The sequence below is a fragment of the Frondihabitans sp. PhB188 genome, assembly GCF_003752365.1.
In the GTDB taxonomy this organism is placed as follows: domain Bacteria; phylum Actinomycetota; class Actinomycetes; order Actinomycetales; family Microbacteriaceae; genus Frondihabitans.
This window is the reverse complement of record NZ_RJUO01000004.1, coordinates 418049-441053: the sequence shown is the minus strand read 5'-3', so window position 1 is coordinate 441053 and position 23005 is coordinate 418049. Positions and strand designations below refer to the sequence as shown.

Here is a 23005-nt window from a genome sequence, read left to right as displayed (position 1 = left end):
TCGCTACTGGGCGACCTGGTCGAGGGTGTACACCGTGGGCTTCTGCGCGGCGTGGGGGTGCTCAGGACCCGCGTACACCTTCAGCTTTGCGATCTGGGCGCGGCCCAGCGAGTTCTTCGGCAGCATGCCTCGGATGGCCTTCTCGACGGCGCGAGTCGGGTGCTTCTCGAGCATCTCGGAGTACGTCTGAGCCGAGAGGCCGCCCGGGTAGCCCGAGTGGCGGTAGGCCAGCTTGGTCTGGAGCTTCGAGCCGGTCAGGGCGATCTTCTCGGCGTTGATGACGATGACGAAGTCGCCCATGTCCATGTGCGGAGCGAAGGTCGGCTTGTGCTTGCCGCGGAGGAGGGCGGCGACGTGGCTGGCGAGACGGCCGAGAACGATGTCGTTCGCGTCGATGATCAGCCACTCCGGCTGGACATCAGCCGGCTTGGGGGAGAAAGTGCGCGTCACAGTAGTGCTGCTTTCTTGTCGAGGTGAGAGGTTCGTGAATCCCGCTCCGTTGCCATTCGATCGCGATGCGGGCGAATGAGTCAGGTGGAGGGCTCAACTTCGGGTGAAGCGCGCAGTTGCGCAGACACCAAGGGGATACGTTACAGGATCACCGGCCGGGCGGCAACAGGCGTCACATCGACTGACGGCGGGCCCGCGTGACGGACGCGCGGGCCCCGAGTTCCTGCGCTTCGGGGTAGCGGACCTCGCGCAGCGTGAGGCCGTGGGCCGCCGCGACCTTGAACTGCCCCTTGCGGGCCCGGGAGTCGCGGATCCGCACGGCGTCGTCGACCGCGAGCAGCCCCTGCCCCACGGCGAGCGTGGCGCCGACCAGCGACCGGACCATGCTGTGACAGAAGGCGTCGGCACGGACACGCGCGACCAGCACGCCGTCGGGGTCGCGACGCCAGTGGAACTCCTGGAGGGTGCGGATCGTCGTGGCGCCTTCGCGCTGTCGGCAGTAGGCGGCCCAGTCGTCCAGGCCGAGGAGCGAGAGCGCGGCGGCATTCATGAGGTCGACGTCGACGGTGACGTCGGTCCACAGCGTGTCGAGACGGCGGATCGGGTGCCGGGGGCCGGTGAGGTCGGAGACGCGGTACTCGTACTCCCGCCACAGCGCCGAGTAGCGGGCGTCGAAGGCGCCGTCGACGATCGTCGCGTCGGTGACGAAGAGGTCGTCCTCGGCGCCGGCCAGGCCGTTGATCCGCCGGGCGAGGCGCTTCGCGGGCGGGAAGGGAGGGTACTTCGTCTTGTTGCGGTGCGCGACCTGGAGAAAGGCGAGCTGCTCGGGGCTGAGGTCGAGGTGGGCGACCTGGCCGGTCGCGTGGACGCCCGTGTCGGTACGCCCCGCGACGACGAGCCTCGGAGCCGGGAGCGTGCGCTGGAACGTGGTCGCCATGGCCGCCTCGATCTCGCCCTGGACGGTGCGCAGGCCCGGTTGCGTGCTCCAGCCGTTGAATCGGGTGCCGTCGTACGAGATGTCGAGCCGGAGTCGCGTGTCTCCGCTCTTCAGCCGAACCTCGGGCTCGGGGGCGTCGCTCATCACGAGAGAAAAGTCTACGCACGCGATCGTCGGCGGGACGCCAGAAGGCCCGCCTCCCGGAGGAGGCGGGCCTTCACGGCTGTGGTGCAGTGGAACGGACTACTTCTTGTCGCCGTCGGCCGGAGCCTCGGCCGCCTCGTCGGCGGGGGCGTCCTCGAATGCGGCCTCGGCGTCAGCCTCGGTCGTGCCCTGCGCCTCGGCCTCGGGGGCCTCGGTGGTCGCCTCGATGATCGTCTCGTCGGAGGCGGTGAGCTCTTCGGCGGGCTCCTCGATGAGGGCCTCGGTCGTCGCGGGGGCGGCGGCCTTCTTCGACGAGGACTTCTTGGCCTTCGGGGTCACCGGCTCGAGCACGAGCTCGATCTGGACCATCGAGGCGTTGTCGCCCTTGCGGAAGCCGAGCTTCGTGATGCGGGTGTAGCCGCCTTCGCGCAGCTCGAGCAGCGGCGCGACCTCCGACATCAGGATGTGCGTGGTCTCCTTGTTGCGGAGGATGCTCATCACGCGACGACGCGAGTGGAGGTCGCCGCGCTTCGCGAACGTGACCAGGCGTTCGGCGACGGGACGGAGGCGCTTGGCCTTCGTCTCGGTCGTCTTGATGCTCTTGTAGGTGAACAGCTGACCGGCCATGTTGGCCAGGAGGAGACGCTCGTGGGCGGGACCGCCGCCGAGGCGGGCACCCTTCGTGGGCTTGGGCATAGTGGATTCCTAAGTGTGTGAGTGAGGAGGGCGGGCGGGCGGAGACCTAGTTGGTCTCCTCCTCGTCGTAGCCGCTGTAGAAGTGGGCGCCGTCGAAACCGGGCACGGTGTCCTTGAGCGAGAGGCCGAGCTCGACGAGCTTGTCCTTCACCTCGTCGACCGACTTCTGACCGAAGTTGCGGATGTTCATCAGCTGCGTCTCGGACAGAGCGACGAGCTCGGAGACCGTGTTGATGCCCTCGCGCTTGAGGCAGTTGTACGAGCGGACCGACAGGTCGAGGTCTTCGATCGGGGTCTGGAGCTCGCTCGAGAGGACGGCGTCGACGGGAGCCGGGCCGATCTCGATGCCCTCGGCCGCGTTGTTGAGCTCGCGAGCGAGTCCGAACAGCTCGGTCAGCGTGCGGCCGGCCGAGGCGATGGCGTCGCGGGGGCTGATCGCGGGCTTGGTCTCGACGTCGACGACCAGGCGGTCGAAGTCCGTGCGCTCACCGGCACGAGTCGCCTCGACGCGGTAAGTGACCTTGAGGACGGGCGAGTAGATCGAGTCGATCGGGATCTGGCCGGCCTCGGAGAACTCCGAGCGGTTCTGCACCGCGGTGACGTAGCCGCGGCCGCGCTCGATGGTGAGCTCCAGCTCGAACTTCGCCTTGTCGTTCAGCGTCGCGATGACGAGTTCGGGGTTGTGCACCTCGACACCGGCCGGGACCGAGATGTCGGCGGCGGTGACCTGACCGGCGCCCTGCTTGCGCAGGTAGGCGGTGATGGGCTCGTCGTGCTCGCTCGAGACGACCAGGCTCTTGATGTTCAGGATGATCTCGGTGACGTCTTCCTTGACACCGGGAACGGTCGTGAACTCGTGCAGGACGCCGTCGATACGGATGCTGGTGACAGCCGCTCCGGGGATCGACGAAAGGAGGGTGCGACGCATCGAGTTGCCGAGCGTGTAGCCGAAGCCGGGCTCGAGGGGCTCGATCACGAAGCGGGAGCGGAACTCCGAGATGTTCTCCTCGGTGAGAGTGGGGCGCTGTGCAATGAGCACTGTGGATTCCTTTCGGCGAAGAGTCCGCTATATGACTCTTGGCGGTACGACTGGGTGGCTGTCAGTCGGTCTTTTGAGTTGTGAGGTGCCCCGAGTGCGCGGACGCGCCCGGGTGACGGTAGAACGAGGCGAGCGCCGCGGCCTCTGACACCCCGGGAAGGGGCTGTCAGAGGCGCGGCGCGACGCTTAACTCAGACGCGACGGCGCTTCGGCGGGCGGCAGCCGTTGTGCGCCTGCGGGGTGACGTCGTTGATCGAGCCCACCTCGAGGCCGGCGGCCTGGAGCGAGCGGATCGCGGTCTCGCGGCCCGAGCCCGGACCCTTCACGAACACGTCGACCTTCTTGACGCCGTGCTCCTGCGCCTGACGCGCAGCCGACTCAGCGGCGAGCTGTGCGGCGAACGGCGTCGACTTGCGCGAGCCCTTGAAGCCGACCGCGCCGGACGAAGCCCAGCTCAAGACGGCACCGGACGGGTCGGTGATCGAAACGATGGTGTTGTTGAACGTCGACTTGATGTGGGCCTGGCCCACGGCGACGTTCTTCTTCTCTTTACGGCGGGGCTTGCGCGCGGCCGACTTAGGTGCTGCCAATTTTTTCTCCTACAACCTTGAAGGCTACGGCGGACGCCGGGCCTAGCGAGCCTTCTTCTTGCCGGCGACGGTGCGCTTCGGGCCCTTGCGGGTGCGAGCGTTCGTCTTGGTGCGCTGTCCGCGGACGGGCAGGCCGCGGCGGTGGCGGATGCCCTCGTAGCTGCCGATCTCGACCTTGCGGCGGATGTCGGCGGCCACCTCACGGCGGAGGTCACCCTCGACCTTGAAGTTGCCTTCGATGTAGTCGCGGAGCGCGACGAGCTGGTCGTCGGTGAGGTCCTTGACGCGGATGTTGCCGTCGATCTCGGTCTCGGCCAGAGCCTTGAGCGAGCGGGTGCGGCCGACTCCGTAGATGTAGGTCAGTGCGACTTCCACGCGCTTGTCGCGCGGGATGTCAACGCCTGCTAGACGTGCCATTGTGGCTTCTCCTTGAGAGATGGTGGAGGTGTGTCGCAGCGCCGGTGCCAGGGCCTCCGCCCGGGGTGTCCCCGTCCTGCGCCTCTCGGCGCCGGACGGCTCTGGTGCTGCAGTGGGGTGATGCTGGTGGAGCTAGGGAACCGCTCAGCCCTGGCGCTGCTTGTGGCGCGGGTTGCTGTTGCAGATCACCATGACGCGACCGTTGCGGCGAATCACCTTGCAGTGCTCGCAGATGCGCTTGACGCTGGGCTTGACCTTCATGTTGCTTCCTTTTGACTCGCTGGCCTCGTGCCCGACGGGTGCGCCGGGCCGTTCCTTTCCAGAACGCGCCGTGTTTCTAGGACTGGCCTACTTGTATCGGTAGACGATCCGGCCGCGGGTCAAGTCGTAGGGGCTGAGCTCCACGATCACACGGTCTTCGGGGAGGATGCGGATGTAGTGCTGCCGCATCTTGCCGGAGATGTGCGCGAGGACCTTGTGTCCGTTGCTCAGCTCAACGCGAAACATCGCGTTGGGCAGCGCTTCGACCACTGCGCCTTCGATTTCGATGACACCGTCTTTTTTGGCCATAGCCTCACTGTCGCTAAAAATTGGTTGTTCTGGTCTTGCGGGGAGTGGCGCCGGAGAATGACCTGTCGCGGCTCAAGCGGATTCACAGGAAGCAGCTTGAAGATTGCACGCGGGCAGGCGCCCACGGCACCAAGGGTCAATCTTATGGGATTGCGCTACTGTTTGCCAACCTGGTGGGTCAACTCGACACGCCGCAGTCGACCCTGAGTCGTTCGGTTCGTCCGCCTACGGCGATCACCGGGCGTGCGCCTCAGAGCAACGAAAGAGAGACCCGTGCCCGAAGAGCGTTCGAGCCGCCGAGCCCCCCGTATCCCCGGCGCCGCCCGCCATGGCCGCCTTGGTCGACCTCACCCGATCCGCTTCGCGGCGATGATCGTCGCGGTCGCGCTGGGCGTCTCCGTCGTCACGGTGGCGGGTGTCGGCGCCTACGCCTTCCACGACGTCGCCAGCTCGGTGAAGAGCGTGTCGATCGGCTCCAAGGAAGACAGGATCGCCCAGCAGACCTCCATCGGAGCCATCGAGGGGGGCGCCAACATCCTCCTCGTCGGCAGCGACACGCGCTCCGGCCAGACCGAGGTGCAGGCCGGCGTCGCCGACGGCAGCCGCAACGACGTCACGATCCTGATCCACCTGTCGGCCGACCACAAGCAGATGACGGCCGTCAGCTTCCCGCGCGACCTGATGGTCGACATCCCCTCCTGCACCGGCACCGACGGGTCGACCTTCCCTGCGCTCTCCTATCAGCAGTTCAACACGACCCTCGGCCAGGGCCTCGGCTGCACGGTCGCGACGGTCGAGTCGATGACCGGCCTCACCATCCCCTACGCAGCCGAGATCACGTTCGACGGCGTCATCTCGATGTCGAATGCGATCGGCGGGGTCACCGTGTGCGTCGCCTCCCCCATCGTCGACAGCGACACCGGCCTCGATCTGACCGCCGGCAAGCACGTCCTCCAGGGCTCGACCGCGCTCGCCTTCCTCCGCACCCGTCACGGCGTCGGCGACGGCAGCGACCTCGCGCGCATCTCGTCGCAGCAGGTCTTCCTCTCGGCGATGATGCGCAAGATCGCGTCCGCCGGAACCCTCGGCAACCCCGTCAAGCTCTACGCGCTGGCGTCGGCGGCTGTGAAGAACATGACGCTCTCGACCAGCCTCAGCAACACCGACACCATGGTCGAGCTCGGCCTGGCTCTCAAGAACATCGACCTGTCGAACGTCCTGTTCGTCCAGTACCCGACGACGGCCGATCCCCAGGACTCCAACCGGGTCGTGGCCAGCGAGGCCGACGCCACCGTCCTGGACACAGCCCTGCAGAACGACACGAAGTTCTCGCTCGGCGACGACAGCACGGGCCGGGCATCGCAGGCGGAGTCGTCGGGCACCTCCGGCAGCGGCGCCTCGTCGGGCACGTCAACCGGCACCTCCTCGGGGTCGTCCGCCTCCAGCGGCACGTCGTCGTCGACAGCCACCGGCAAGGCCACCTCGACGCCGACCTCCTCGTCGACGGCCCTGCCCTCCACCATCACCGGGCAGGCGGCCTCCGAGGCGACCTGCTCCGTCGGCAACGGCTACTAGAAGCACTCGTCAGCGCAGGAACGGCGCCCACCGACTCCGGTGGCCGCCGTTCTGACGCGGTCGCAACGGCACCGTGCTCGACCGGGGTCCGGGGCTACGGGATCGGGACGGGCCTGATGCCGAACGGGGCCAGCCCCGCGGCTCCGCCGTCGGCCGCCGTCAGCACCCAGATGCCGTCCGCGTGCACCGCCACCGAGTGCTCCCAGTGCGCGGCATCGGAGCCGTCGACGGTCGTGACCGTCCAGTCGTCGTCCTGGGTGACGGTGTCGATGCCGCCGGCGGTGATCATCGGCTCGATGGCGACGACGAGACCGGGACGAACTGCAGGGCCGCGGCCGCGGACACGGTAGTTGAAGACCGGGGGCTCCTCGTGCATCGATCGGCCGATGCCGTGCCCGACATAGTCTTCGAGGATCCCGAACTCGCCCTGCTCTTCGACGTAGCCCTCGATGGCGTCGCCGACCTCGTTGAGGTGCTTGGCCGACGCGAGAGCGGCGATGCCGTGCCAGAGCGACTGCTCCGTGACGCGGTTGAGGGTCGTCCGCACGAGGGCGCGATCGTCGTCGGGGTCGCCGTCCAGCACGAAGGAGCGGGCGCTGTCGCCGTTCCAGCCGTCGAGCTGGGCGCCGCTGTCGATCGACACGATGTCGCCGGGCTGCAGCACCCGACCGCCGGGGATCCCATGGACGACGTCTGAGTTCACCGACGAGCACACCGTGTGACGGTAGCCGGGGACCAGCATGAAGTTCGGCTCACCCCCGCCGTCGCGGATGACCCGCTCGGCGATCGCATCCAGCTCACCCGTGGTGAGTCCGGGGCGTATCGCCGCCGCCACCGCGTCGAGCGAGGCACTCGTCAGCAGCCCCGGCGCCACGAGGCGCCGGAGTTCGTCGGGTTTCTTGTAGATGCCCGGCTTGGAGAACGCCACTGCCCGCGTCAGGCCGCGGCGGTGGGGCGGATGCCCCGTGCCGACAGCACTTCGTCGATGCGGTCGGCGACCTCGTCGATCGTGCCGAGACCGTCGACCTCCAGAAGGATCCCGCGGTCGGCGTAGGCCGAGATGAGCGGACCCGTCTCGCGAAGGTAGACGTCCTGGCGATGACGGATCGCGTCTTCGGTGTCGTCGCTGCGCCCCTGGTCGACGGCGCGCTTGCGCAGGCGCTCCACGATCTCGTCGCGATCGGCGACGAGCTGGACGACGGCGGTGAGTTCGAGGCCCGACGACGCGAGGAGGGCGTCGAGGTGCGCGACCTGGTCGGACGTGCGCGGATAGCCGTCGAGGAGGAAGCCCTCGGCCGCGTCGGACTGCGCGAGGCGGTCGTCGATGAGCTCGTTGGTCAGCGAGTCGGGCACGTAGTCGCCAGCGTCCATGATCGCCTTGACCTTGAGGCCGAGGGGCGTCTCGTTCTTGACGTTGGCGCGGAAGATGTCTCCCGTCGAGATAGCCGGGATGCCGTACGACTCGGCGATGCGCACCGCCTGTGTGCCCTTGCCTGCGCCGGGAGGCCCGACGATCAGGAGACGTGCGCCGTCCGCACTCGGACCGTCGGTCATCGAAGGAGCCCCTCGTAGTGACGCTGCTGCAGCTGGGAATCGACCTGCTTCACGGTCTCGAGACCGACACCGACGATGATCAGGATGCTCGCCCCGCCGAAGGGGAAGTTCTGGTTCGCCCCGACGGTGGCCAGCGCTATGAGCGGGATGAGGGCTACCAGGCCCAGGTAGAGCGATCCGGGGAGCGTCACGCGCGTCAGGACGTAGTCGAGGTAGTCGGCGGTGGGTCGACCGGCGCGGATGCCGGGGATGAACCCGCCGTACTTCTTCATGTTGTCGGCGACCTCTTCGGGGTTGAACGTGATCGCCACGTAGAAGTAGGTGAAGCCGATGATGAGCATGAAGTACAGGAGCATGTAGAGCGGCTTGTCGCCCGAGGTGAGGTTCGTCTGCACCCAGGTGACCCAGGCAGCCGGAGCCGAGCCGTCGGAGGGCGTGTTGAACTGGGCCACGAGCGCCGGCAGGTACAGCAGCGACGAGGCGAAGATGACGGGCACCACGCCGGCCATGTTGACCTTGATCGGGATGTACGTGTTGTTGCCGCCGTAGGTTCGGCGACCGACCATCCGCTTGGCGTACTGGACGGGTATCCGCCTCTGCGACTGCTCGACGAAGACGACGAGACCCATGATCACGATGCCGACCACGATGACCATCAGGAAGACCTCGAAGCTCTTGGCCTGCTCGATGGCCCAGAGGGCCGTGGGGAACTTGGCGGCGATCGAGGTGAAGATCAGGAGCGACATGCCGTTGCCGATGCCGCGCTCGGTGATGAGCTCACCCATCCACATGATGAGTCCGGTGCCGGCCGTCATGGTGATGACCATGAGGAGGATGGCATACCAGGCGTTGTTCGTGATCAGCTGGCTGCACTCGGAGACGGTCGACGAGCCGAACAGCGCACCCGAGCGGGCGACGGTGATGAGGGTCGTCGACTGGAGGATGCCCAGCGCGATCGTGAGGTAGCGCGTGTACTGCGTGAGCTTGGCCTGGCCCGACTGACCCTCTTTGTAGAGGTTGTCGAAGTGCGGGATGACCACGCGGAGCAGCTGCACGATGATCGACGACGTGATGTAGGGCATGATGCCCAGCGCGAAGATCGAGAGCTGGAGGAGCGCGCCGCCGGAGAACAGGTTGACGAGCTCGTAGAGACCGGACGTCGACTGGTTGCCGGCCAGGCAGACCTGGACGTTGCTGTAGTCGACGAACGGCGAGGGAATGAAGCTTCCCAGGCGGAAGAGCGCGATGATGCCGAGCGTGAACCCGATCTTTCGGCGTAGGTCGGGTGTGCGGAGAATCCGCGATACAGCTCTGAACACAAGGGCCTCCCGGTGATGAGGATAGACGACTGATGGGGGCGGCCCGTATCCGGGCCACCCCCTCAGGTATTACTTGGTGACGGTTCCGCCTGCGGCGACGATCTTCTCTTCGGCAGAGCCGGAGACCTTGTCGACGGAGACGGTCAGCTTCACGGACAGGTCACCCTGACCGAGAACCTTGACCTTCTCGTTCTTGCGAACGGCCCCCTTGGCGACGAGGTCGCTCACGGTGACGTCTCCGCCGGCCGGGTAGAGGTCGTTCAGCTTGTCGAGGTTGACGACCTGGTACTCGACGCGGAACGGGTTCTTGAAGCCACGGAGCTTCGGGGTGCGCATGTGCAGCGGCATCTGCCCACCCTCGAAGCCGACCTTGACCTGGTAGCGGGCCTTGGTTCCCTTGGTACCACGGCCTGCCGTCTTGCCCTTCGAGCCCTCACCGCGACCCACGCGGGTCCGAGCCTTCTTGGCACCGGGAGCCGGACGAAGGTGGTGGACTTTGAGGATCTGCGGACGGGCCACGTCGGATGTCTCCGACTTCGCCGCGGCGGCCTTGGTCGAAGCCGCCTTGGTGGCGGGCTTCTTGGCAGCTGCCTTGGGGGCAGCGGCCTCGGTGGTTGCTTCCTTTGCTTCAGCCATTAGTCAATCTCCTCGACCTTGACGAGGTGAGCGACCGTGACGACGTAACCGCGGTTCTGCTTGTCGTCCGGGCGAACGACCGTCTGGCCGATTCGCTTGAGACCCAAGCTGCGCAGCGTGTCGCGCTGGTTCTGCTTCTCGCTAATTTTGGACTTGATCTGAGTCACGCGGAGCTGAGCCATCAGGCACCTGCCTTCTCAGTTGCGGCAGCGCGAGCCTCAGCCTCGACACGAAGCAGACGAGCGGGTGCGACGGCGTCGATGTCGAGACCGCGGCGAGCTGCGACGGCGCGCGGCTCTTCCAGCTGCTTCAGTGCCGCGACGGTCGCGTGCACGATGTTGATGGTGTTCGACGAGCCGAGCGACTTGCTCAGGACGTCGTGGATGCCGGCGCACTCGAGCACGGCGCGGACGGGACCACCGGCGATAACACCGGTACCGGCCGCAGCAGGACGCAGCAGGACGACACCGGCTGCAGCCTCACCCTGGACGGGGTGCGGGATCGTGTTGGCGATGCGAGGGACGCGGAAGAAGTTCTTCTTCGCCTCCTCGACGCCCTTCGAGATGGCCGTGGGGACCTCGCGGGCCTTGCCGTAGCCGACACCGACGAGTCCGTTGCCGTCGCCGACGACGACGAGAGCGGTGAAGCTGAAGCGACGACCACCCTTGACGACCTTGGACACGCGGTTGATGGTGACGACGCGCTCCAGGAACTGGCTCTTGTCGCGGTCGTCGCGTCCGCCGCGGCCCTGGTTCCGGTCGCCGCGACCGGCGCCACGACGGTCGGTACGACCGGTGTTGCCGCCTTCGCGGTTGTTCGACTCGGAGCCGGCAGCCGTCTCGACGGGGCGCTCGACGACAGCCGGGGCCTCAGCCTCGGGGGTCTTGTTCGTTGCGTCGCTCACAGGTTCAACCCACCTTCCCGGGCGCCCTCGGCAATTGCCGCGACGCGTCCGGCGTACTTGTTACCACCGCGGTCGAAAACGACCGCTTCGATTCCGGCAGCCTTGGCGCGCTCGGCGACGAGCTCGCCGACCTTCTTGGCCTTGGCGGTCTTGTCACCGTCGAACGTACGCAGGTCGGCCTCGAGGGTCGATGCGCTGGCGACGGTGTGGCCCTTGCTGTCATCGACGACCTGCACGAAGACGTGGCGGGCCGATCGGTTGACGACGAGACGCGGGCGCAGCTCGGTGCCCACGATCTTCTTGCGCAGGCGGGTGTGACGGCGGCTGGTAGCGGCCGACTTGCTCTTGCCTCTAGTTCCGAGACCCATGATTACTTACCTGACTTTCCGGCCTTGCGGCGGACGACCTCGCCGGCGTAGCGGACACCCTTGCCCTTGTAGGGCTCGGGCTTGCGCAGCTTGCGGATGTTGGCGGCGACTTCGCCGACGGCCTGCTTGTCGATGCCGACGACCGTGATCTTGTTGTTGCCTTCGACCGTGAAGCTGATGCCCGCGGGCGGCTCGACGGTGATGGGGTGCGAGTAGCCGAGCGCGAACTCGACGTTCTGACCCTTGGCCTGCACGCGGTAACCGGTGCCGACGATCTCGAGGCCCTTGGTGTAGCCCTCGGTGACGCCGGTGATCTGGTTCGCGATGAGAGTGCGGGTGAGGCCGTGCAGCGAACGCGAGGAGCGCTCGTCGTCAGGACGGGTCACCAGAACGGTGCCCTCTTCCAGCTTCGCCTCGATGGGGCTCGCGATGACGAGCGAGAGCTCGCCCTTCGGGCCCTTGACAGTGACGGCCTGGCCGTCGATCTTCACATCGACCCCGGTGGGGATCGGAATGGGGAGTCGTCCGATTCGTGACATGACGGATTACCACACGTAGGCGAGGACTTCCCCACCCACGCCCTTCTTCTCGGCCTCGCGGTCGGTCAGCAGACCGGAGGAAGTCGACAGGATGGCCACTCCGAGACCGCCGAGAACCTGAGGGATCTCGGTCGACTTCGCGTAGACACGGAGGCCCGGCTTCGACACGCGCTTGATGCCCACGAAGGAGCGCTCGCGAGCGGGTCCGTACTTGAGGTCGATGGTGAGGGTCTGGCCGACGCGAGCGTCTTCGACCTTCCATGAGTCGATGAAGCCCTCTTTCTTGAGGATCTCAGCGATGTGGGACTTGAGCTTGGAGCTCGGCAGCGACACGGAGTCGTGGTGCGCCGAGTTCGCGTTGCGCAGTCTGGTCAGCAGGTCTGCGACCGGATCTGTCATCGTCATGCGGATGATCTCTTTCTCGTGCGGTTTCGACTTCCGGTACACCGGGAGCCGACCTACGCGATCGGGTGGTTCGGAGCGGATCCCCGAACACGGAAGTGCGGCCGGGCACCCGCCAGAAGCGAATGCCCGACCGAACGATCTTAGTTGGCCTGGTCGGCCGTGCGGAACGGGAAGCCGAGAGCCTTGAGCAGAGCCCGGCCCTCGTCGTCGTTCTTGGCCGTGGTCACGACAGTGATGTCGAAGCCACGGACCCGGTCGATGCGGTCCTGGTCGATCTCGTGGAACATGCTCTGCTCGTTGAGACCGAAGGTGTAGTTGCCGTTGCCGTCGAACTGACGGTCGCTGAGGCCGCGGAAGTCGCGGATGCGCGGGAGCGCAAGCGACAGCAGGCGGTCCAGGAACTCCCAGGCACGGTCGCCACGGAGCGTGACGTGAGCACCGATGGGCTGCCCCTCGCGCAGCTTGAACTGCGCGATCGACTTGCGGGCCTTCGTGACCTGCGGCTTCTGTCCGGTGATGGCAGTGAGGTCCTTGACCGCACCATCCATGACCTTCGAGTCGCGCGCGGCCTCGCCGACACCCGTGTTGACGACGATCTTCACGAGACCGGGCACCTGGTGCACGTTCGAGAAGCCGAAGTCGTTCTTGAGCGCCGGCAGGATCTCGGCCTGGTACTTGGCCTTGAGGCGCGGCTGAGCCTTGACTTCAGCGGTAGCGGTGTCGCTCATCAGAGGTCCTCTCCCGACTTCTTGGCATAGCGGACGCGAACGGTCTTGGACACGCCGTCCTTGGTGACCGTCTCTTCGCGGAAGCCGACGCGGGTCGGCTTCTTGGTCTTGGGGTCGACGAGCTGCACGTTCGACACGTGGATCGGGGCCTCGTGGGTCTCGATGCCGCCGGTCTTCGTGCCGCGCTGCGTCTGGCCGACGCGCACGTGCTTGGTGACGAAGTTGACACCTTCCACGACGACGCGGTCGGCGTTCTTCAGCACCTCGATGACCTTGCCCTGCTTGCCGCGGTCTCCGCCGCGGGCCTGCGAGGGCCCGGTGATGACCTGAACCAGGTCACCCTTCTTGATGTTTGCCATGACTTAGATAACCTCCGGCGCCAGCGAGATGATCTTCATGAACTTCTTGTCGCGGAGCTCGCGACCGACCGGTCCGAAGATGCGGGTACCGCGGGGGTCTCCGTCAGCCTTCAGGATCACTGCGGCGTTCTCGTCGAACTTGATGTAGGAGCCGTCGTTGCGACGGGTCTCCTTCTTGGTGCGAACGATGACCGCCTTGACGACGTCACCCTTCTTCACGTTGCCGCCGGGGATGGCGTCCTTCACCGTGGCGACGATGACGTCACCGAGACCGGCGTAGCGACGGCCGGAGCCGCCGAGAACGCGGATGGTAAGGATCTCCTTGGCGCCGGTGTTGTCGGCGACCTTGAGGCGGGATTCCTGCTGAATCACTTCTGTCTCCTATCGAGCAGGCCGAGGCCTACTTCGCCTTCTCGAGGATCTCGACCAGGCGCCAGCGCTTGGAGGCGCTGAGCGGACGGGTCTCGCTGATGACGACCAGGTCGCCGATGCCGGCGGAGTTCGCCTCATCGTGGACCTTGACCTTGGAGGTGCGGCGGATGACCTTGCCGTACAGGGGGTGCTTCACGCGGTCCTCGACCTCGACGACGATGGTCTTCTCCATCTTGTCGCTGGTGACGTAACCACGACGCGTCTTGCGGTAACCGCGGACGAGGGTCTCCGTCGCGGCGGCCTCGGTCGGGGCAGCCGCAGTCTTCTTCTCGGTAGCCATTACTTGGTCTCCTCGGCGGTGTCGGCGGCCTCGGCAGCCGGAGCCTCGTCGGCCGGCTTCTCAGCGGCCTTCTTGGTCGACTTCTTGGCAGCGGCCTTGGGGGCGGCAGCAGCCGGGGCGGGGGTGGCACGGATGCCGAGCTCGCGCTCGCGCAGGACCGTGTAGATGCGAGCGATGTCGCGCTTCACGGCGCGCACGCGGCCGTGGTTCTCGAGCTGACCGGTCGCGGACTGGAAGCGAAGGTTGAAGAGCTCTTCCTTCGACTTCTTCAGTGCGTCGACGAGACGCTCGTCTTCAAGGGTGTCGAGCTCAGCCGAAGCGAACTCCTTGGATCCGATCGCCATTATGCGTCGCCCTCCTCGCGCTTGATGATGCGTGCCTTCAGGGGCAGCTTGTGGATGGCACGAGTGAGCGCCTCCTTGGCGATCTCCTCGCTGACGCCGCTGAGCTCGAAGAGCACGCGACCCGGCTTGACGTTGGCGACCCACCACTCGGGCGAACCCTTACCGGAACCCATGCGGGTCTCGGCAGGCTTCTTGGTCAGCGGGCGGTCGGGGTAGATGTTGATCCACACCTTTCCACCGCGCTTGATGTGACGGGTCATGGCGATACGAGCGGACTCGATCTGACGGTTGGTGACGTAGGCAGGCGTGAGGGCCTGGATACCGTACTCACCGAAGCTCACACGCGTGCCACCAGTGGCCTGGCCGGAACGGCCGGGGTGGTGCTGCTTGCGGTGCTTGACACGACGGGGAATCAACATGGTTATGCCTCAGCTCCTGCGGTGACCGGCGCGTCCTGCTGGGGGGCGCGGCTTCCGCCACGTCCGCCGCGGTCGCCGCGGTCGTTACGGTCGTTACGACGCTCGGGGCGCGACGACTTCTGGTTCGCCTGCTCGCGCGCGAGCTCCTTGTTCGTGATGTCGCCCTTGTAGATCCAGACCTTCACACCGATGCGACCGAACGTGGTCTTGGCCTCGTAGAAGCCGTAGTCGATGTTGGCTCGGAGCGTGTGCAGGGGCACGCGGCCCTCGCGGTAGAACTCCGAGCGGCTCATCTCGGCGCCGCCGAGGCGACCCGAGACCTGGATCCGGACGCCCTTGGCGCCGGCACGCTGAGCACCCTGCAGGCCCTTGCGCATCGCACGGCGGAACGCCACGCGAGCAGCGAGCTGCTCGGCGATGCCCTGCGCGACGAGCTGAGCCTCGGCCTCGGGGTTCTTCACCTCGAGGATGTTGAGCTGGATCTGCTTGCCCGTGAGCTTCTCGAGGTCGGCGCGGATGCGCTCGGCCTCGGCGCCACGACGACCGATCACGATGCCCGGACGGGCGGTGTGAATGTCGACGCGAACGCGGTCGCGGGTGCGCTCGATCTCGATCTTGGCCACGCCGGCGCGGTCAAGCGAGGTCTTGAGCAGGTTGCGGATCTTGATGTCCTCGGCGACGTAGTCGCTGTACCGCTGCCCGGCCTTCGTGCTGTCGGAGAACCAACGCGACACGTGGTCGGTGGTGATACCGAGACGGAAGCCGTACGGGTTTACTTTCTGGCCCATTACTTGCTCGCCTTCTTCGACGTTGCGGCCGCTTCGGCCTCTTCGGGCGTCGCGAGGACGACCGTGATGTGGCTCGTGCGCTTCAGGATCTGGAACGCACGGCCCTGAGCGCGCGGCTGGAACCGCTTGAGGGTCGCGCCCTCGTCGACGAACGCCTTCGAGATGTAGAGGTCTTCGTCGTTGAGGTAGCTGTTCGAGGCATCTGCCTTGACACGGGCGTTGGCCATGGCCGACGCGACGAGCTTGTAGACGGGCTCCGAAGCACCCTGGGGGGCGAACTTCAGGATCGCCAGGGCCTCGATGGCCTGCTTGCCGCGGATCAGGTTGACGACGCGACGGGCCTTCATGGGGGTGACGCGGATGTGACGCACGCGTGCGATCGACTCCACCATTTCTCTCCTCCTTCTCGCCGCCGCGTTAGCGGCGACGACCCTTCTTGTCGTCCTTCACATGGCCGCGGAAGGTGCGGGTGGGCGCGAACTCGCCGAGCTTGTGTCCGATCATCGACTCGGTCACGAACACGGGGATGTGCTTGCGTCCGTCATGCACGGCGATGGTGTGGCCGAGCATGTTCGGGATGATCATCGAGCGGCGCGACCACGTACGGATCACGTTCTTGGTGCTGGCCTCGTTCTGCACGATCACCTTGCGAAGCAGGTGGTCGTCGACGAAGGGGCCCTTCTTCAGACTGCGTGGCATCTTCTACAACTCCTACTTGCGCTTGTTACCAGCGTTGCGGCGGCGGACGATGAGCTTGTCGCTCTCCTTGTTGGGGTGACGCGTGCGGCCCTCTTTCTGGCCCCACGGCGAGACCGGGTGGCGTCCACCGGAGGTCTTGCCCTCACCACCACCGTGCGGGTGGTCGACGGGGTTCATGGCGACACCACGGACGGTCGGGCGGACGCCCTTCCAGCGCATGCGGCCGGCCTTGCCCCAGTTGATGTTCGACTGCTCGGCGTTGCCGACCTCGCCGATGGTCGCGCGGCAGCGCGCATCGACATTGCGGACCTCGCCCGAGGGGAGACGCAGCTGGGCGTAGGGGCCGTCCTTCGCGACGAGGCGGACAGAGGCGCCGGCGGAGCGGGCCATCTTGGCGCCCCCACCGGGCTTGAGCTCGATGGCGTGGATGACGGTACCGACCGGGATGTTCTTCAGCGGCAGGTTGTTGCCCGGCTTGATGTCGGCCGCGGGACCCGACTCGATGATGTCGCCCTGGTTCAGCTTGTTCGGGGCGATGATGTAGCGCTTGGTGCCGTCCACGAAGTGGAGCAGCGCGATGCGCGCGGTGCGGTTGGGGTCGTACTCGATGTGAGCGACCTTGGCGTTCACGCCGTCCTTGTCGTTACGACGGAAGTCGATGACGCGGTACTGGCGCTTGTGGCCACCACCGATGTGACGGGTCGTGATGCGACCGGCGTTGTTGCGGCCACCGGTCTTCGACAGGGGGCGCAGCAGCGACTTCTCGGGAGTCGAGCGCGTGATCTCGGCGAAGTCGGCGACGGACGAACCGCGGCGACCCGGAGTCGTGGGCTTGTATTTGCGAATAGCCATTTTGTTATCCCTCCGAGCCCTAGCCGACAGCCGTGAAGATGTCGATGGTGCCCGACTTGAGCGTCACGATGGCGCGCTTGGTGCTCTTGCGCTTGCCGATCCCGAACTTGGTGCGACGGGTCTTACCCGGGCGGTTGAGCGTGTTGATGCTGTCGACCTTGACGTCGAAGATCTTCTCGATAGCGAGCTTGATCTCGGTCTTGTTCGAGCGGGGGTCGACCAGGAAGGTGTACTTGCCCTGGTCGATCAGGGAGTAGCTCTTCTCGGAGACGACCGGCGAGATCACGATGTCACGGGGGTCTTTGTGGATGCCGCTCATGCGGTGGCCTCCTTCTGGGTCTTCTTGGCCACGAAGGCCTCGAAAGCGCTCTTGGTGAAGACGATGTCGTCAGAGACGAGGACGTCGTAGGCGTTGAGCTGGTCCCACGTGATGACGTGGACCTCGTCGACGTTGCGGACGCTCTTCTGCGTCAGCGTGTCTTCGCGCTCGATGACGATCAGGACGTGCTTGCTCGTCGAGATGCCGGCGAGCAGCTCGAGAGCGGTCTTGGTCGAGACGACGTCGGCCACGAAGGACTCCACGACGTGGACGCGGGCGCCGCGGGCGCGGTCCGAGAGAGCGCCGAGCAGAGCGGCGGCGATCATCTTCTTGGGGGTGCGCTGCGCGTAGGAGCGGGGCGTCGGTCCGTGGACGATGCCACCGCCGGTCATCTGGGGGGCGCGGATCGAGCCCTGGCGAGCGCGACCGGTTCCCTTCTGCTTGAACGGCTTGCGGCCGGCTCCGGAGACCTCGCCGCGGCTCTTGACCTTGTGCGTGCCCTGGCGTGCGGCAGCGAGCTGCGCGACGACGACCTGGTGGATGAGCGGGACGTTGGCGACGACGTCGAAGATCTCCGAGGGGAGCTCGACGGTGCCGGCCTTGGCGCCCTTGGCGTCGAGGACGTCGACGGTGCTGACGGGTGCAGTGGTGGTAGCCATGCGCTAGTTCCCCTTCACGGCGGTGCGGACGAACACGGTACGGCCACGAGCGCCGGGGACGGCGCCCTTGACGAGCAGCAGACCCTTCTCGGCGTCGACGGCGTGAACCGTGAGGTTGAGGACGGTGACGCGCTCGCCACCCATGCGACCGGCCATGCGCATGCCCTTGAAGACACGGCTTGGGGTCGACGAAGCACCGATCGAGCCGGGCTTGCGGTGGTTGCGGTGCGAACCGTGGGAGGCGGAGACGCCCTTGAAGTTGTGACGCTTCATGACACCGGCGAAGCCCTTGCCCTTGGAAGTGCCGACGACGTCGACCTTCTGGCCGGCTTCGAAGGTCTCGACCGTGAGCTCCTGGCCGAGTGCGTACTCGGCGGCGTCAGCGGTGCGGACCTCGGTGAGGGTGCGGCGCGGCGTCACGCCGGCCTTGTCGAAGTGACCGGTCGAAGGCTTGTTGGCCTTGCGCGGGTCGATGGCGCCGGCAGCGATCTGGACGGCGACGTAGCCGTCGACCTCTTCGGTGCGGATCTGGGTCACGACGTTCGGCGAGATCTCGACGACGGTGACGGGGATGAGCTTGTTGTTCTCGTCCCAGACCTGGGTCATGCCGAGCTTCTTGCCGAGAAGGCCCTTGACGTTCTTGGTGGTGATAGCCATTAGTCAGTCGCCCCCTACAGCTTGATCTCGATGTTGACGTCGGCGGGGAGGTCGAGACGCATGAGCGAGTCGACGGCCTTCGGCGTCGGGTCGATGATGTCGATGAGGCGCTTGTGCGTGCGCTTCTCGAAGTGCTCGCGGCTGTCCTTGTACTTGTGGGGCGAACGGATGACTGCGATCACGTTCTTCTCCGTGGGGAGCGGCACGGGGCCGACCACGGTCGCGCCGGCACGGGTCACCGTGTCGACGATCTTGCGAGCTGACGTGTCGATGACCTCGTGGTCGTACGACTTCAGCCGGATGCGGATCTTCTGTCCCGCCATGTGTGACTCTCTCTCGATGTATACGTCGCGCACCTTCACGGGGCCGCCTGACGCGCCCTCACGACCGGAGTCGTTCAGGCTGGCACTGTTGTCGTGTCAAGACACGGTCGTGTCGAAACACTCGGTGTCGTGCCTCTTCGCGCGCACGCCGCAGAACTTCTGACCGAAGCCGGCGTGGCAATCGAACCCGCTCCGGATGACCGCCCTGGGGAGGTCAGCTCTTCTCCGGATTCGATTGAAGAGGTGTCCTTCTACCCGCGGCCCAGCCTCGTGAGACTGTTCACAACATGGCAGTGATTCACGCCCGTAGGCGGAAATGTTGAACCAGATAATCTTGCCACACCCGGGCATTTGCTGCAACCCGGGCGTGTCGCGCCTCGGAACCCTGAGGAATCAAGGGTTTCGACGCACGGCGGTCACTCGTCGGACGGCTTGAACCACGGCGGGTAGACGGCCACGCGAGGCGCCTTCCCCGAGTACTCGCGGAGCAGGGCCTTGACCTCGTCGCGCGCGCGGTCGTTCGGCACGCCGATGAGCGTCACGCCCGCCAGGTCGAAGGCGTCGGGAATCAGGAACTCGGCCTGCGCGAGCTCGGGGTCGGCCAGCGAGGCGCGCCTCGCCAGCTTCGCCCCCTCCTCGAGGCCCTCCGCGAAGCGGGTCAGCGGCGCGGCCGCATCCCCGTCGGCGAACACGAACCCGTCGCCGACGGACTTCACCGGGGCGACGAGGACGACGAAGTCGGTGGCCCGCGTGGCGCGGGCGGCTGCCGACCACTCCGCGCCTGCGGCGCCGTGCCGCACGGCGTCCCAGCTGGCCGCGTCGGGCGTCAGGGCGAACGGCACGTGCGCGGAGACGGAGGCGCCGGAGGGGACGGTGACCTCGGAGCGGCGGGTGCGCGCCTCGGGCGAGAGCACGTCGAGCTCGGGCTCCGCGACGGCGCGGAGGGCTCCATCGGCGATGATCGCCGGCAGGTTGGTGAGGTGCGTCCAGTGGTGGACGCGCATGGCGGCCAGATCGACGTCGGGCAGGGCGGGGTCGGACGGCGCCTTCACCTTCGGCGTGCGGAGGGTGGACGGCGCGCGGACTGCGCGGGCCGTCGAGACGGGGCTGCGGCGGGCGGGGGCCGGGAGTTCCTGCGCCTCGTCGCGCTTTCTCGGGGTGCAGATGTCGCACAGTTCGATGTCAAGACCGTGGATGCACTCGATCACAGCTGGGGTTTCCTCTCGCGGGGCCCACAGAAACGGGCCCGAGGGTCAACGTTACGGGACTCAGGTGACCTGACGGTAAAGCAGGGCGCGCACTTCGGACTCCGCGGAGGCCAGACGCGATGGATCGATCGTCTCGCCAGACCCGAAAGCGTCGACCAGACGGGGGTCGACGTAGCTCTTGCGGGCGATGGCGGGGGTGTTTCCGAGCACGTCGGAGGCATCGCGCATGGCCTGGGCCAGCGCCCTCCTGCGCTTCGACTCGCTGGCCTGAGGGCCGGCCTTCGCGAGGCTGACCGCAGCGGCGACCGTGCCATGGAGGGTGCGAAAGTCCTTGGCCGTGAAATCGCCCCCAGTGCGCTCATGGACGTACTCGTTGATGTCGACAGCGTGAAGCGGACGCCAGGGAGAGCCCGCCTCGGGCCGGAACGCCAGGAGTCGCGCCCGAGCACCCCGCGACTTCAGCCCGCGGATCACGTGGGCGAGGTCGGCGTCGCGGATGGTGCTCTCCCACTCCTGGCCGCTCTTGCCGGGAAAACGCAGGATGACCGAGTCGTCGTGGACGGTCACGTGCGAGCACAGGAGCGTGGACAGGCCGTGGCTCCCGTGCAGCTCGGCGTACTGCTCCGAGCCCACGCGGAGCGAGCCGGTGTCGAGCATCCTGAACGCCGTCGCCAGCGCGCGCTCGCGGTCGGGAACGTCACGGCGCAGGTCGAGCGTGACCCGGCGACGAGCCACCGGCAGCGCCTCGGCCAGCGAGAGAGCGCGGTCGAACTTGATCCGGTCTTTCTGCTCGCGCCAGGTGGGGTGGTAGATGTACTGCCGTCGACCCACGCCGTCGAGGCCAGTCGCCTGGATGTGGCCGTTCGGGTACGGCGCGATCCACACGTCCGTCCAGGCCGGGGGGATCGCCAGGTGCTCGAGACGTTCGCGGAGCGCAGGATCGGACACCGTCGCTCCCGTCGAGTCGCGATAGGTGAAGCCCCGCCCCGACCGCACCCGCGTGATCCCGGCGTGGGACGAATCGGAGCGGCGCAGGCGGGGCATGCCGACCAGGAAACTCCCCCGCCCTGCGCGCGACGTGACCGGGGTACGACCGAGCCCCCGGGCCGTGCCCGGGGGCTTCGGTGCGAGCCCTACTCGACGGAGTCGGGGCCGATCTTCTTGTCTGCGGCGTCGCGGGCGTTCTCGATCTTGTCGGCGTACTTGCCGCCGGTCACCTTGTTGGCAGCGTTGGCAAGGCCGCCGAGGATGTTGTCGCTCACCTGCTCGGCCTTCTCGCTGGTGCGGACCTCGTCGAACTTCTCCTTGCCGTCCTCGAACGCGGCGGCGGCCTTCTCCTTGCCGTCTTCGAAGAGCCCCTGAGCCTTCTTGGCGATGTTGTCGAACCCAGCCATCTTCTGATCCTCTCGCGGGGAACCGGCCGATCCGGTTCGTGCGCCCATAGTGCCCGCGCCCGCCTGGCAATTCAATGACGCGGGCACGAAAAAGCGGGCCGGACCCGAAGGTCCGACCCGCTCTCCCTGCAGTGCTGATCACCGCGTCAGGAGATCGTCTTACTTGTTGATCTTCGTGACGGTGCCGGCGCCGACGGTGCGGCCACCCTCGCGGATAGCGAAGCGGAGGCCCTCCTCCATGGCGATCGGCTGGATCAGCTCGACGCTGATCTCGGTGGTGTCACCAGGCATGACCATCTCGGTGCCCTCGGGCAGCGTGATGACGCCGGTGACGTCCGTGGTGCGGAAGTAGAACTGCGGACGGTAGTTCGCGTAGAACGGGTTGTGACGGCCACCCTCATCCTTGGAGAGGATGTAGACGTTGGCGTCGAAGCCCGTGTGCGGCGTGACCGAACCCGGCTTGACGATGACCTGGCCGCGCTCGACGTCTTCGCGCTTGGTGCCACGAAGAAGAAGACCGGTGTTGTCGCCGGCCACAGCCTGGTCGAGCAGCTTGCGGAACATCTCGATGCCGGTGACGGTGGTCTTGACGGTCGGGCGGATGCCGACGATCTCGACCTCCTCGTTGACGTTCAGCTGGCCACGCTCGACACGGCCGGTGACGACGGTGCCACGACCGGTGATCGTGAAGACGTCCTCGATCGGCATGAGGAAGGGCTGGTCGAGCGCACGGATCGGGTCGGGGACGTTCTCGTCCACGGCCTCCATGAGGTCGGCAACCGTCTTGGCCCACTTCTCGTCGCCCTCGAGCGCCTGAAGAGCCGAGACCTGAACGACGGGAGCGTTGTCGCCGTCGAAGTCCTGGCTCGAGAGCAGCTCGCGGACCTCGAGCTCGACGAGCTCCAGGATCTCTTCGTCGTCGACCATGTCGGACTTGTTGAGCGCCACGACGATGTAGGGCACGCCGACCTGGCGAGCGAGCAGCACGTGCTCACGCGTCTGGGGCATGGGGCCGTCGGTGGCGGCGACCACGAGGATCGCGCCGTCCATCTGAGCCGCACCGGTGATCATGTTCTTCACGTAGTCGGCGTGGCCGGGAGCGTCGACGTGAGCGTAGTGACGCTTCTCCGTCTGGTACTCGACGTGCGAGATGTTGATCGTGATACCACGAGCCTTCTCTTCGGGCGCGTTGTCGATCTGGTCGAACGCGGACGCCGTGTTGAGGTCGGGGTACTTGTCGTGCAGAACCTTGGTGATCGCCGCGGTAAGCGTCGTCTTGCCGTGGTCAACGTGACCGATGGTTCCGATGTTTACGTGCGGCTTGGTCCGCTCGAACTTGGCCTTCGCCACTGTGGGTCCTCCTCAGGACTCGGGTGCAGTCTCTCCGCCCAGCCGTGCGGC

The 23005-nt window shown here is 66.6% G+C and carries 36 protein-coding genes; 1 reads left to right on the top strand and 35 read right to left on the bottom strand.

Features of this window, described 5'->3' with window-relative positions; all coding sequences use genetic code 11:
* Positions 1-3: 3 nt before the first annotated feature.
* The 8 genes from rplM to infA form a co-directional block, all read right to left on the bottom strand.
* Positions 4-450, bottom strand: coding sequence for a 50S ribosomal protein L13 (gene rplM, locus EDF46_RS14270; protein ID WP_123506962.1), 447 nt, complete (start codon positions 448-450; stop codon positions 4-6).
* Between the two features lie 172 nt (positions 451-622).
* Positions 623-1531, bottom strand: a complete 909-nt coding sequence (locus tag EDF46_RS14265) for a tRNA pseudouridine(38-40) synthase TruA (protein ID WP_123506961.1) — start codon at positions 1529-1531, stop codon at positions 623-625.
* Positions 1532-1630: 99 nt separating this feature from the next.
* Positions 1631-2227, bottom strand: coding sequence for a 50S ribosomal protein L17 (rplQ, locus tag EDF46_RS14260; RefSeq protein WP_123506960.1), 597 nt, complete (start codon positions 2225-2227; stop codon positions 1631-1633).
* Between the two features lie 46 nt (positions 2228-2273).
* Positions 2274-3266, bottom strand: a complete 993-nt coding sequence (locus tag EDF46_RS14255; protein ID WP_123506959.1) for a DNA-directed RNA polymerase subunit alpha — start codon at positions 3264-3266, stop codon at positions 2274-2276.
* Positions 3267-3457: 191 nt separating this feature from the next.
* Positions 3458-3856, bottom strand: coding sequence for a 30S ribosomal protein S11 (rpsK, locus tag EDF46_RS14250; protein WP_055799944.1), 399 nt, complete (start codon positions 3854-3856; stop codon positions 3458-3460).
* Positions 3857-3898: 42 nt separating this feature from the next.
* Positions 3899-4273, bottom strand: a complete 375-nt coding sequence (gene rpsM, locus EDF46_RS14245; protein WP_123506958.1) for a 30S ribosomal protein S13 — start codon at positions 4271-4273, stop codon at positions 3899-3901.
* 144 nt (positions 4274-4417) lie between these two features.
* Positions 4418-4534, bottom strand: coding sequence for a 50S ribosomal protein L36 (gene rpmJ / locus EDF46_RS14240; RefSeq protein ID WP_055965025.1), 117 nt, complete (start codon positions 4532-4534; stop codon positions 4418-4420).
* An 87-nt stretch (positions 4535-4621) separates the two neighbouring features.
* The gene (gene infA / locus EDF46_RS14235) at positions 4622-4843 is read right to left on the bottom strand and encodes a translation initiation factor IF-1 (protein ID WP_055965022.1); all 222 of its coding nucleotides are present in this window, start codon (positions 4841-4843) and stop codon (positions 4622-4624) included.
* A gap of 273 nt (positions 4844-5116) precedes the next feature.
* Between infA and EDF46_RS14230 the strand changes: the two genes are divergently transcribed.
* Positions 5117-6418: an LCP family protein gene (locus EDF46_RS14230; protein ID WP_233580043.1), complete on the top strand. Its 1302-nt coding sequence runs from the start codon at positions 5117-5119 to the stop codon at positions 6416-6418.
* A 94-nt stretch (positions 6419-6512) separates the two neighbouring features.
* Here EDF46_RS14230 and map read toward each other — a convergent pair whose 3' ends face one another.
* From map to tuf, 27 genes are all read right to left on the bottom strand, one after another.
* Positions 6513-7346 (bottom strand): type I methionyl aminopeptidase, encoded by an 834-nt coding sequence (map, locus tag EDF46_RS14225; RefSeq protein ID WP_123506956.1) that lies wholly within the window; start codon positions 7344-7346, stop codon positions 6513-6515.
* Between the two features lie 8 nt (positions 7347-7354).
* Positions 7355-7972 (bottom strand): adenylate kinase, encoded by a 618-nt coding sequence (locus tag EDF46_RS14220; protein ID WP_123506955.1) that lies wholly within the window; start codon positions 7970-7972, stop codon positions 7355-7357.
* Complete coding sequence (secY, locus tag EDF46_RS14215; protein WP_123506954.1) at positions 7969-9291, bottom strand: preprotein translocase subunit SecY; 1323 nt, start codon at positions 9289-9291, stop codon at positions 7969-7971. The genes EDF46_RS14220 and secY overlap by 4 nt, the downstream gene beginning before the upstream one ends.
* Before the next feature lie 69 nt (positions 9292-9360).
* Positions 9361-9927: a 50S ribosomal protein L15 gene (gene rplO / locus EDF46_RS14210; protein ID WP_123506953.1), complete on the bottom strand. Its 567-nt coding sequence runs from the start codon at positions 9925-9927 to the stop codon at positions 9361-9363.
* Positions 9927-10109 (bottom strand): 50S ribosomal protein L30, encoded by a 183-nt coding sequence (gene rpmD, locus EDF46_RS14205; RefSeq protein WP_194600685.1) that lies wholly within the window; start codon positions 10107-10109, stop codon positions 9927-9929. The genes rplO and rpmD overlap by 1 nt, the downstream gene beginning before the upstream one ends.
* Positions 10109-10831 (bottom strand): 30S ribosomal protein S5, encoded by a 723-nt coding sequence (gene rpsE / locus EDF46_RS14200; RefSeq protein WP_123506952.1) that lies wholly within the window; start codon positions 10829-10831, stop codon positions 10109-10111. Before rpsE ends, rpmD begins: the two co-directional genes overlap by 1 nt.
* Positions 10828-11199, bottom strand: a complete 372-nt coding sequence (rplR, locus tag EDF46_RS14195; RefSeq protein ID WP_123506951.1) for a 50S ribosomal protein L18 — start codon at positions 11197-11199, stop codon at positions 10828-10830. The genes rpsE and rplR overlap by 4 nt, the downstream gene beginning before the upstream one ends.
* Positions 11200-11201: 2 nt before the next feature.
* Positions 11202-11738 carry a 50S ribosomal protein L6 gene (gene rplF, locus EDF46_RS14190; RefSeq protein WP_123506950.1) on the bottom strand — a complete coding sequence of 179 codons (537 nt, stop codon included), beginning with the start codon at positions 11736-11738 and terminating at the stop codon, positions 11202-11204.
* Between the two features lie 6 nt (positions 11739-11744).
* Positions 11745-12143: a 30S ribosomal protein S8 gene (rpsH, locus tag EDF46_RS14185; protein ID WP_123507117.1), complete on the bottom strand. Its 399-nt coding sequence runs from the start codon at positions 12141-12143 to the stop codon at positions 11745-11747.
* Positions 12144-12283: 140 nt separating this feature from the next.
* Positions 12284-12871 (bottom strand): 50S ribosomal protein L5, encoded by a 588-nt coding sequence (gene rplE / locus EDF46_RS14180; protein ID WP_123506949.1) that lies wholly within the window; start codon positions 12869-12871, stop codon positions 12284-12286.
* Positions 12871-13230, bottom strand: coding sequence for a 50S ribosomal protein L24 (gene rplX / locus EDF46_RS14175; protein ID WP_123506948.1), 360 nt, complete (start codon positions 13228-13230; stop codon positions 12871-12873). The genes rplE and rplX overlap by 1 nt, the downstream gene beginning before the upstream one ends.
* Before the next feature lie 3 nt (positions 13231-13233).
* Positions 13234-13602 (bottom strand): 50S ribosomal protein L14, encoded by a 369-nt coding sequence (gene rplN / locus EDF46_RS14170; protein WP_055964996.1) that lies wholly within the window; start codon positions 13600-13602, stop codon positions 13234-13236.
* A 28-nt stretch (positions 13603-13630) separates the two neighbouring features.
* Complete coding sequence (rpsQ, locus tag EDF46_RS14165) at positions 13631-13942, bottom strand: 30S ribosomal protein S17 (RefSeq protein ID WP_123506947.1); 312 nt, start codon at positions 13940-13942, stop codon at positions 13631-13633.
* A complete protein-coding gene (gene rpmC, locus EDF46_RS18890; RefSeq protein WP_123506946.1) occupies positions 13942-14286 on the bottom strand; it encodes a 50S ribosomal protein L29 in 345 nt (114 codons plus the stop codon). The genes rpsQ and rpmC overlap by 1 nt, the downstream gene beginning before the upstream one ends.
* Positions 14286-14705, bottom strand: coding sequence for a 50S ribosomal protein L16 (gene rplP / locus EDF46_RS14155; protein WP_123506945.1), 420 nt, complete (start codon positions 14703-14705; stop codon positions 14286-14288). Before rplP ends, rpmC begins: the two co-directional genes overlap by 1 nt.
* 2 nt (positions 14706-14707) lie before the next feature.
* Entirely contained in the window at positions 14708-15493 is a 786-nt protein-coding gene (gene rpsC / locus EDF46_RS14150; protein ID WP_123506944.1) for a 30S ribosomal protein S3, read from the bottom strand.
* Positions 15493-15885, bottom strand: coding sequence for a 50S ribosomal protein L22 (gene rplV, locus EDF46_RS14145; RefSeq protein WP_123506943.1), 393 nt, complete (start codon positions 15883-15885; stop codon positions 15493-15495). Before rplV ends, rpsC begins: the two co-directional genes overlap by 1 nt.
* Positions 15886-15910: 25 nt before the next feature.
* Complete coding sequence (gene rpsS, locus EDF46_RS14140) at positions 15911-16192, bottom strand: 30S ribosomal protein S19 (RefSeq protein ID WP_123506942.1); 282 nt, start codon at positions 16190-16192, stop codon at positions 15911-15913.
* Between the two features lie 12 nt (positions 16193-16204).
* The gene (gene rplB / locus EDF46_RS14135; protein WP_123506941.1) at positions 16205-17044 is read right to left on the bottom strand and encodes a 50S ribosomal protein L2; all 840 of its coding nucleotides are present in this window, start codon (positions 17042-17044) and stop codon (positions 16205-16207) included.
* A 19-nt stretch (positions 17045-17063) separates the two neighbouring features.
* Positions 17064-17363, bottom strand: a complete 300-nt coding sequence (gene rplW, locus EDF46_RS14130) for a 50S ribosomal protein L23 (RefSeq protein ID WP_123506940.1) — start codon at positions 17361-17363, stop codon at positions 17064-17066.
* Positions 17360-18022 (bottom strand): 50S ribosomal protein L4, encoded by a 663-nt coding sequence (rplD, locus tag EDF46_RS14125; protein ID WP_123506939.1) that lies wholly within the window; start codon positions 18020-18022, stop codon positions 17360-17362. The genes rplW and rplD overlap by 4 nt, the downstream gene beginning before the upstream one ends.
* A 3-nt stretch (positions 18023-18025) precedes the next feature.
* Entirely contained in the window at positions 18026-18679 is a 654-nt protein-coding gene (rplC, locus tag EDF46_RS14120) for a 50S ribosomal protein L3 (protein ID WP_123506938.1), read from the bottom strand.
* A gap of 14 nt (positions 18680-18693) precedes the next feature.
* Positions 18694-19002 carry a 30S ribosomal protein S10 gene (gene rpsJ / locus EDF46_RS14115; protein ID WP_055964962.1) on the bottom strand — a complete coding sequence of 103 codons (309 nt, stop codon included), beginning with the start codon at positions 19000-19002 and terminating at the stop codon, positions 18694-18696.
* Between the two features lie 416 nt (positions 19003-19418).
* Positions 19419-20210, bottom strand: coding sequence for a DarT ssDNA thymidine ADP-ribosyltransferase family protein (locus tag EDF46_RS14110; protein ID WP_123506937.1), 792 nt, complete (start codon positions 20208-20210; stop codon positions 19419-19421).
* A 60-nt stretch (positions 20211-20270) separates the two neighbouring features.
* Positions 20271-21254 carry a DNA topoisomerase IB gene (locus EDF46_RS14105; protein WP_123506936.1) on the bottom strand — a complete coding sequence of 328 codons (984 nt, stop codon included), beginning with the start codon at positions 21252-21254 and terminating at the stop codon, positions 20271-20273.
* An 89-nt stretch (positions 21255-21343) separates the two neighbouring features.
* Positions 21344-21604 carry an antitoxin gene (locus tag EDF46_RS14100; RefSeq protein ID WP_123506935.1) on the bottom strand — a complete coding sequence of 87 codons (261 nt, stop codon included), beginning with the start codon at positions 21602-21604 and terminating at the stop codon, positions 21344-21346.
* Between the two features lie 159 nt (positions 21605-21763).
* Positions 21764-22954 carry an elongation factor Tu gene (tuf, locus tag EDF46_RS14095; RefSeq protein ID WP_123506934.1) on the bottom strand — a complete coding sequence of 397 codons (1191 nt, stop codon included), beginning with the start codon at positions 22952-22954 and terminating at the stop codon, positions 21764-21766.
* Between the last annotated feature and the right edge of the window lie 51 nt (positions 22955-23005).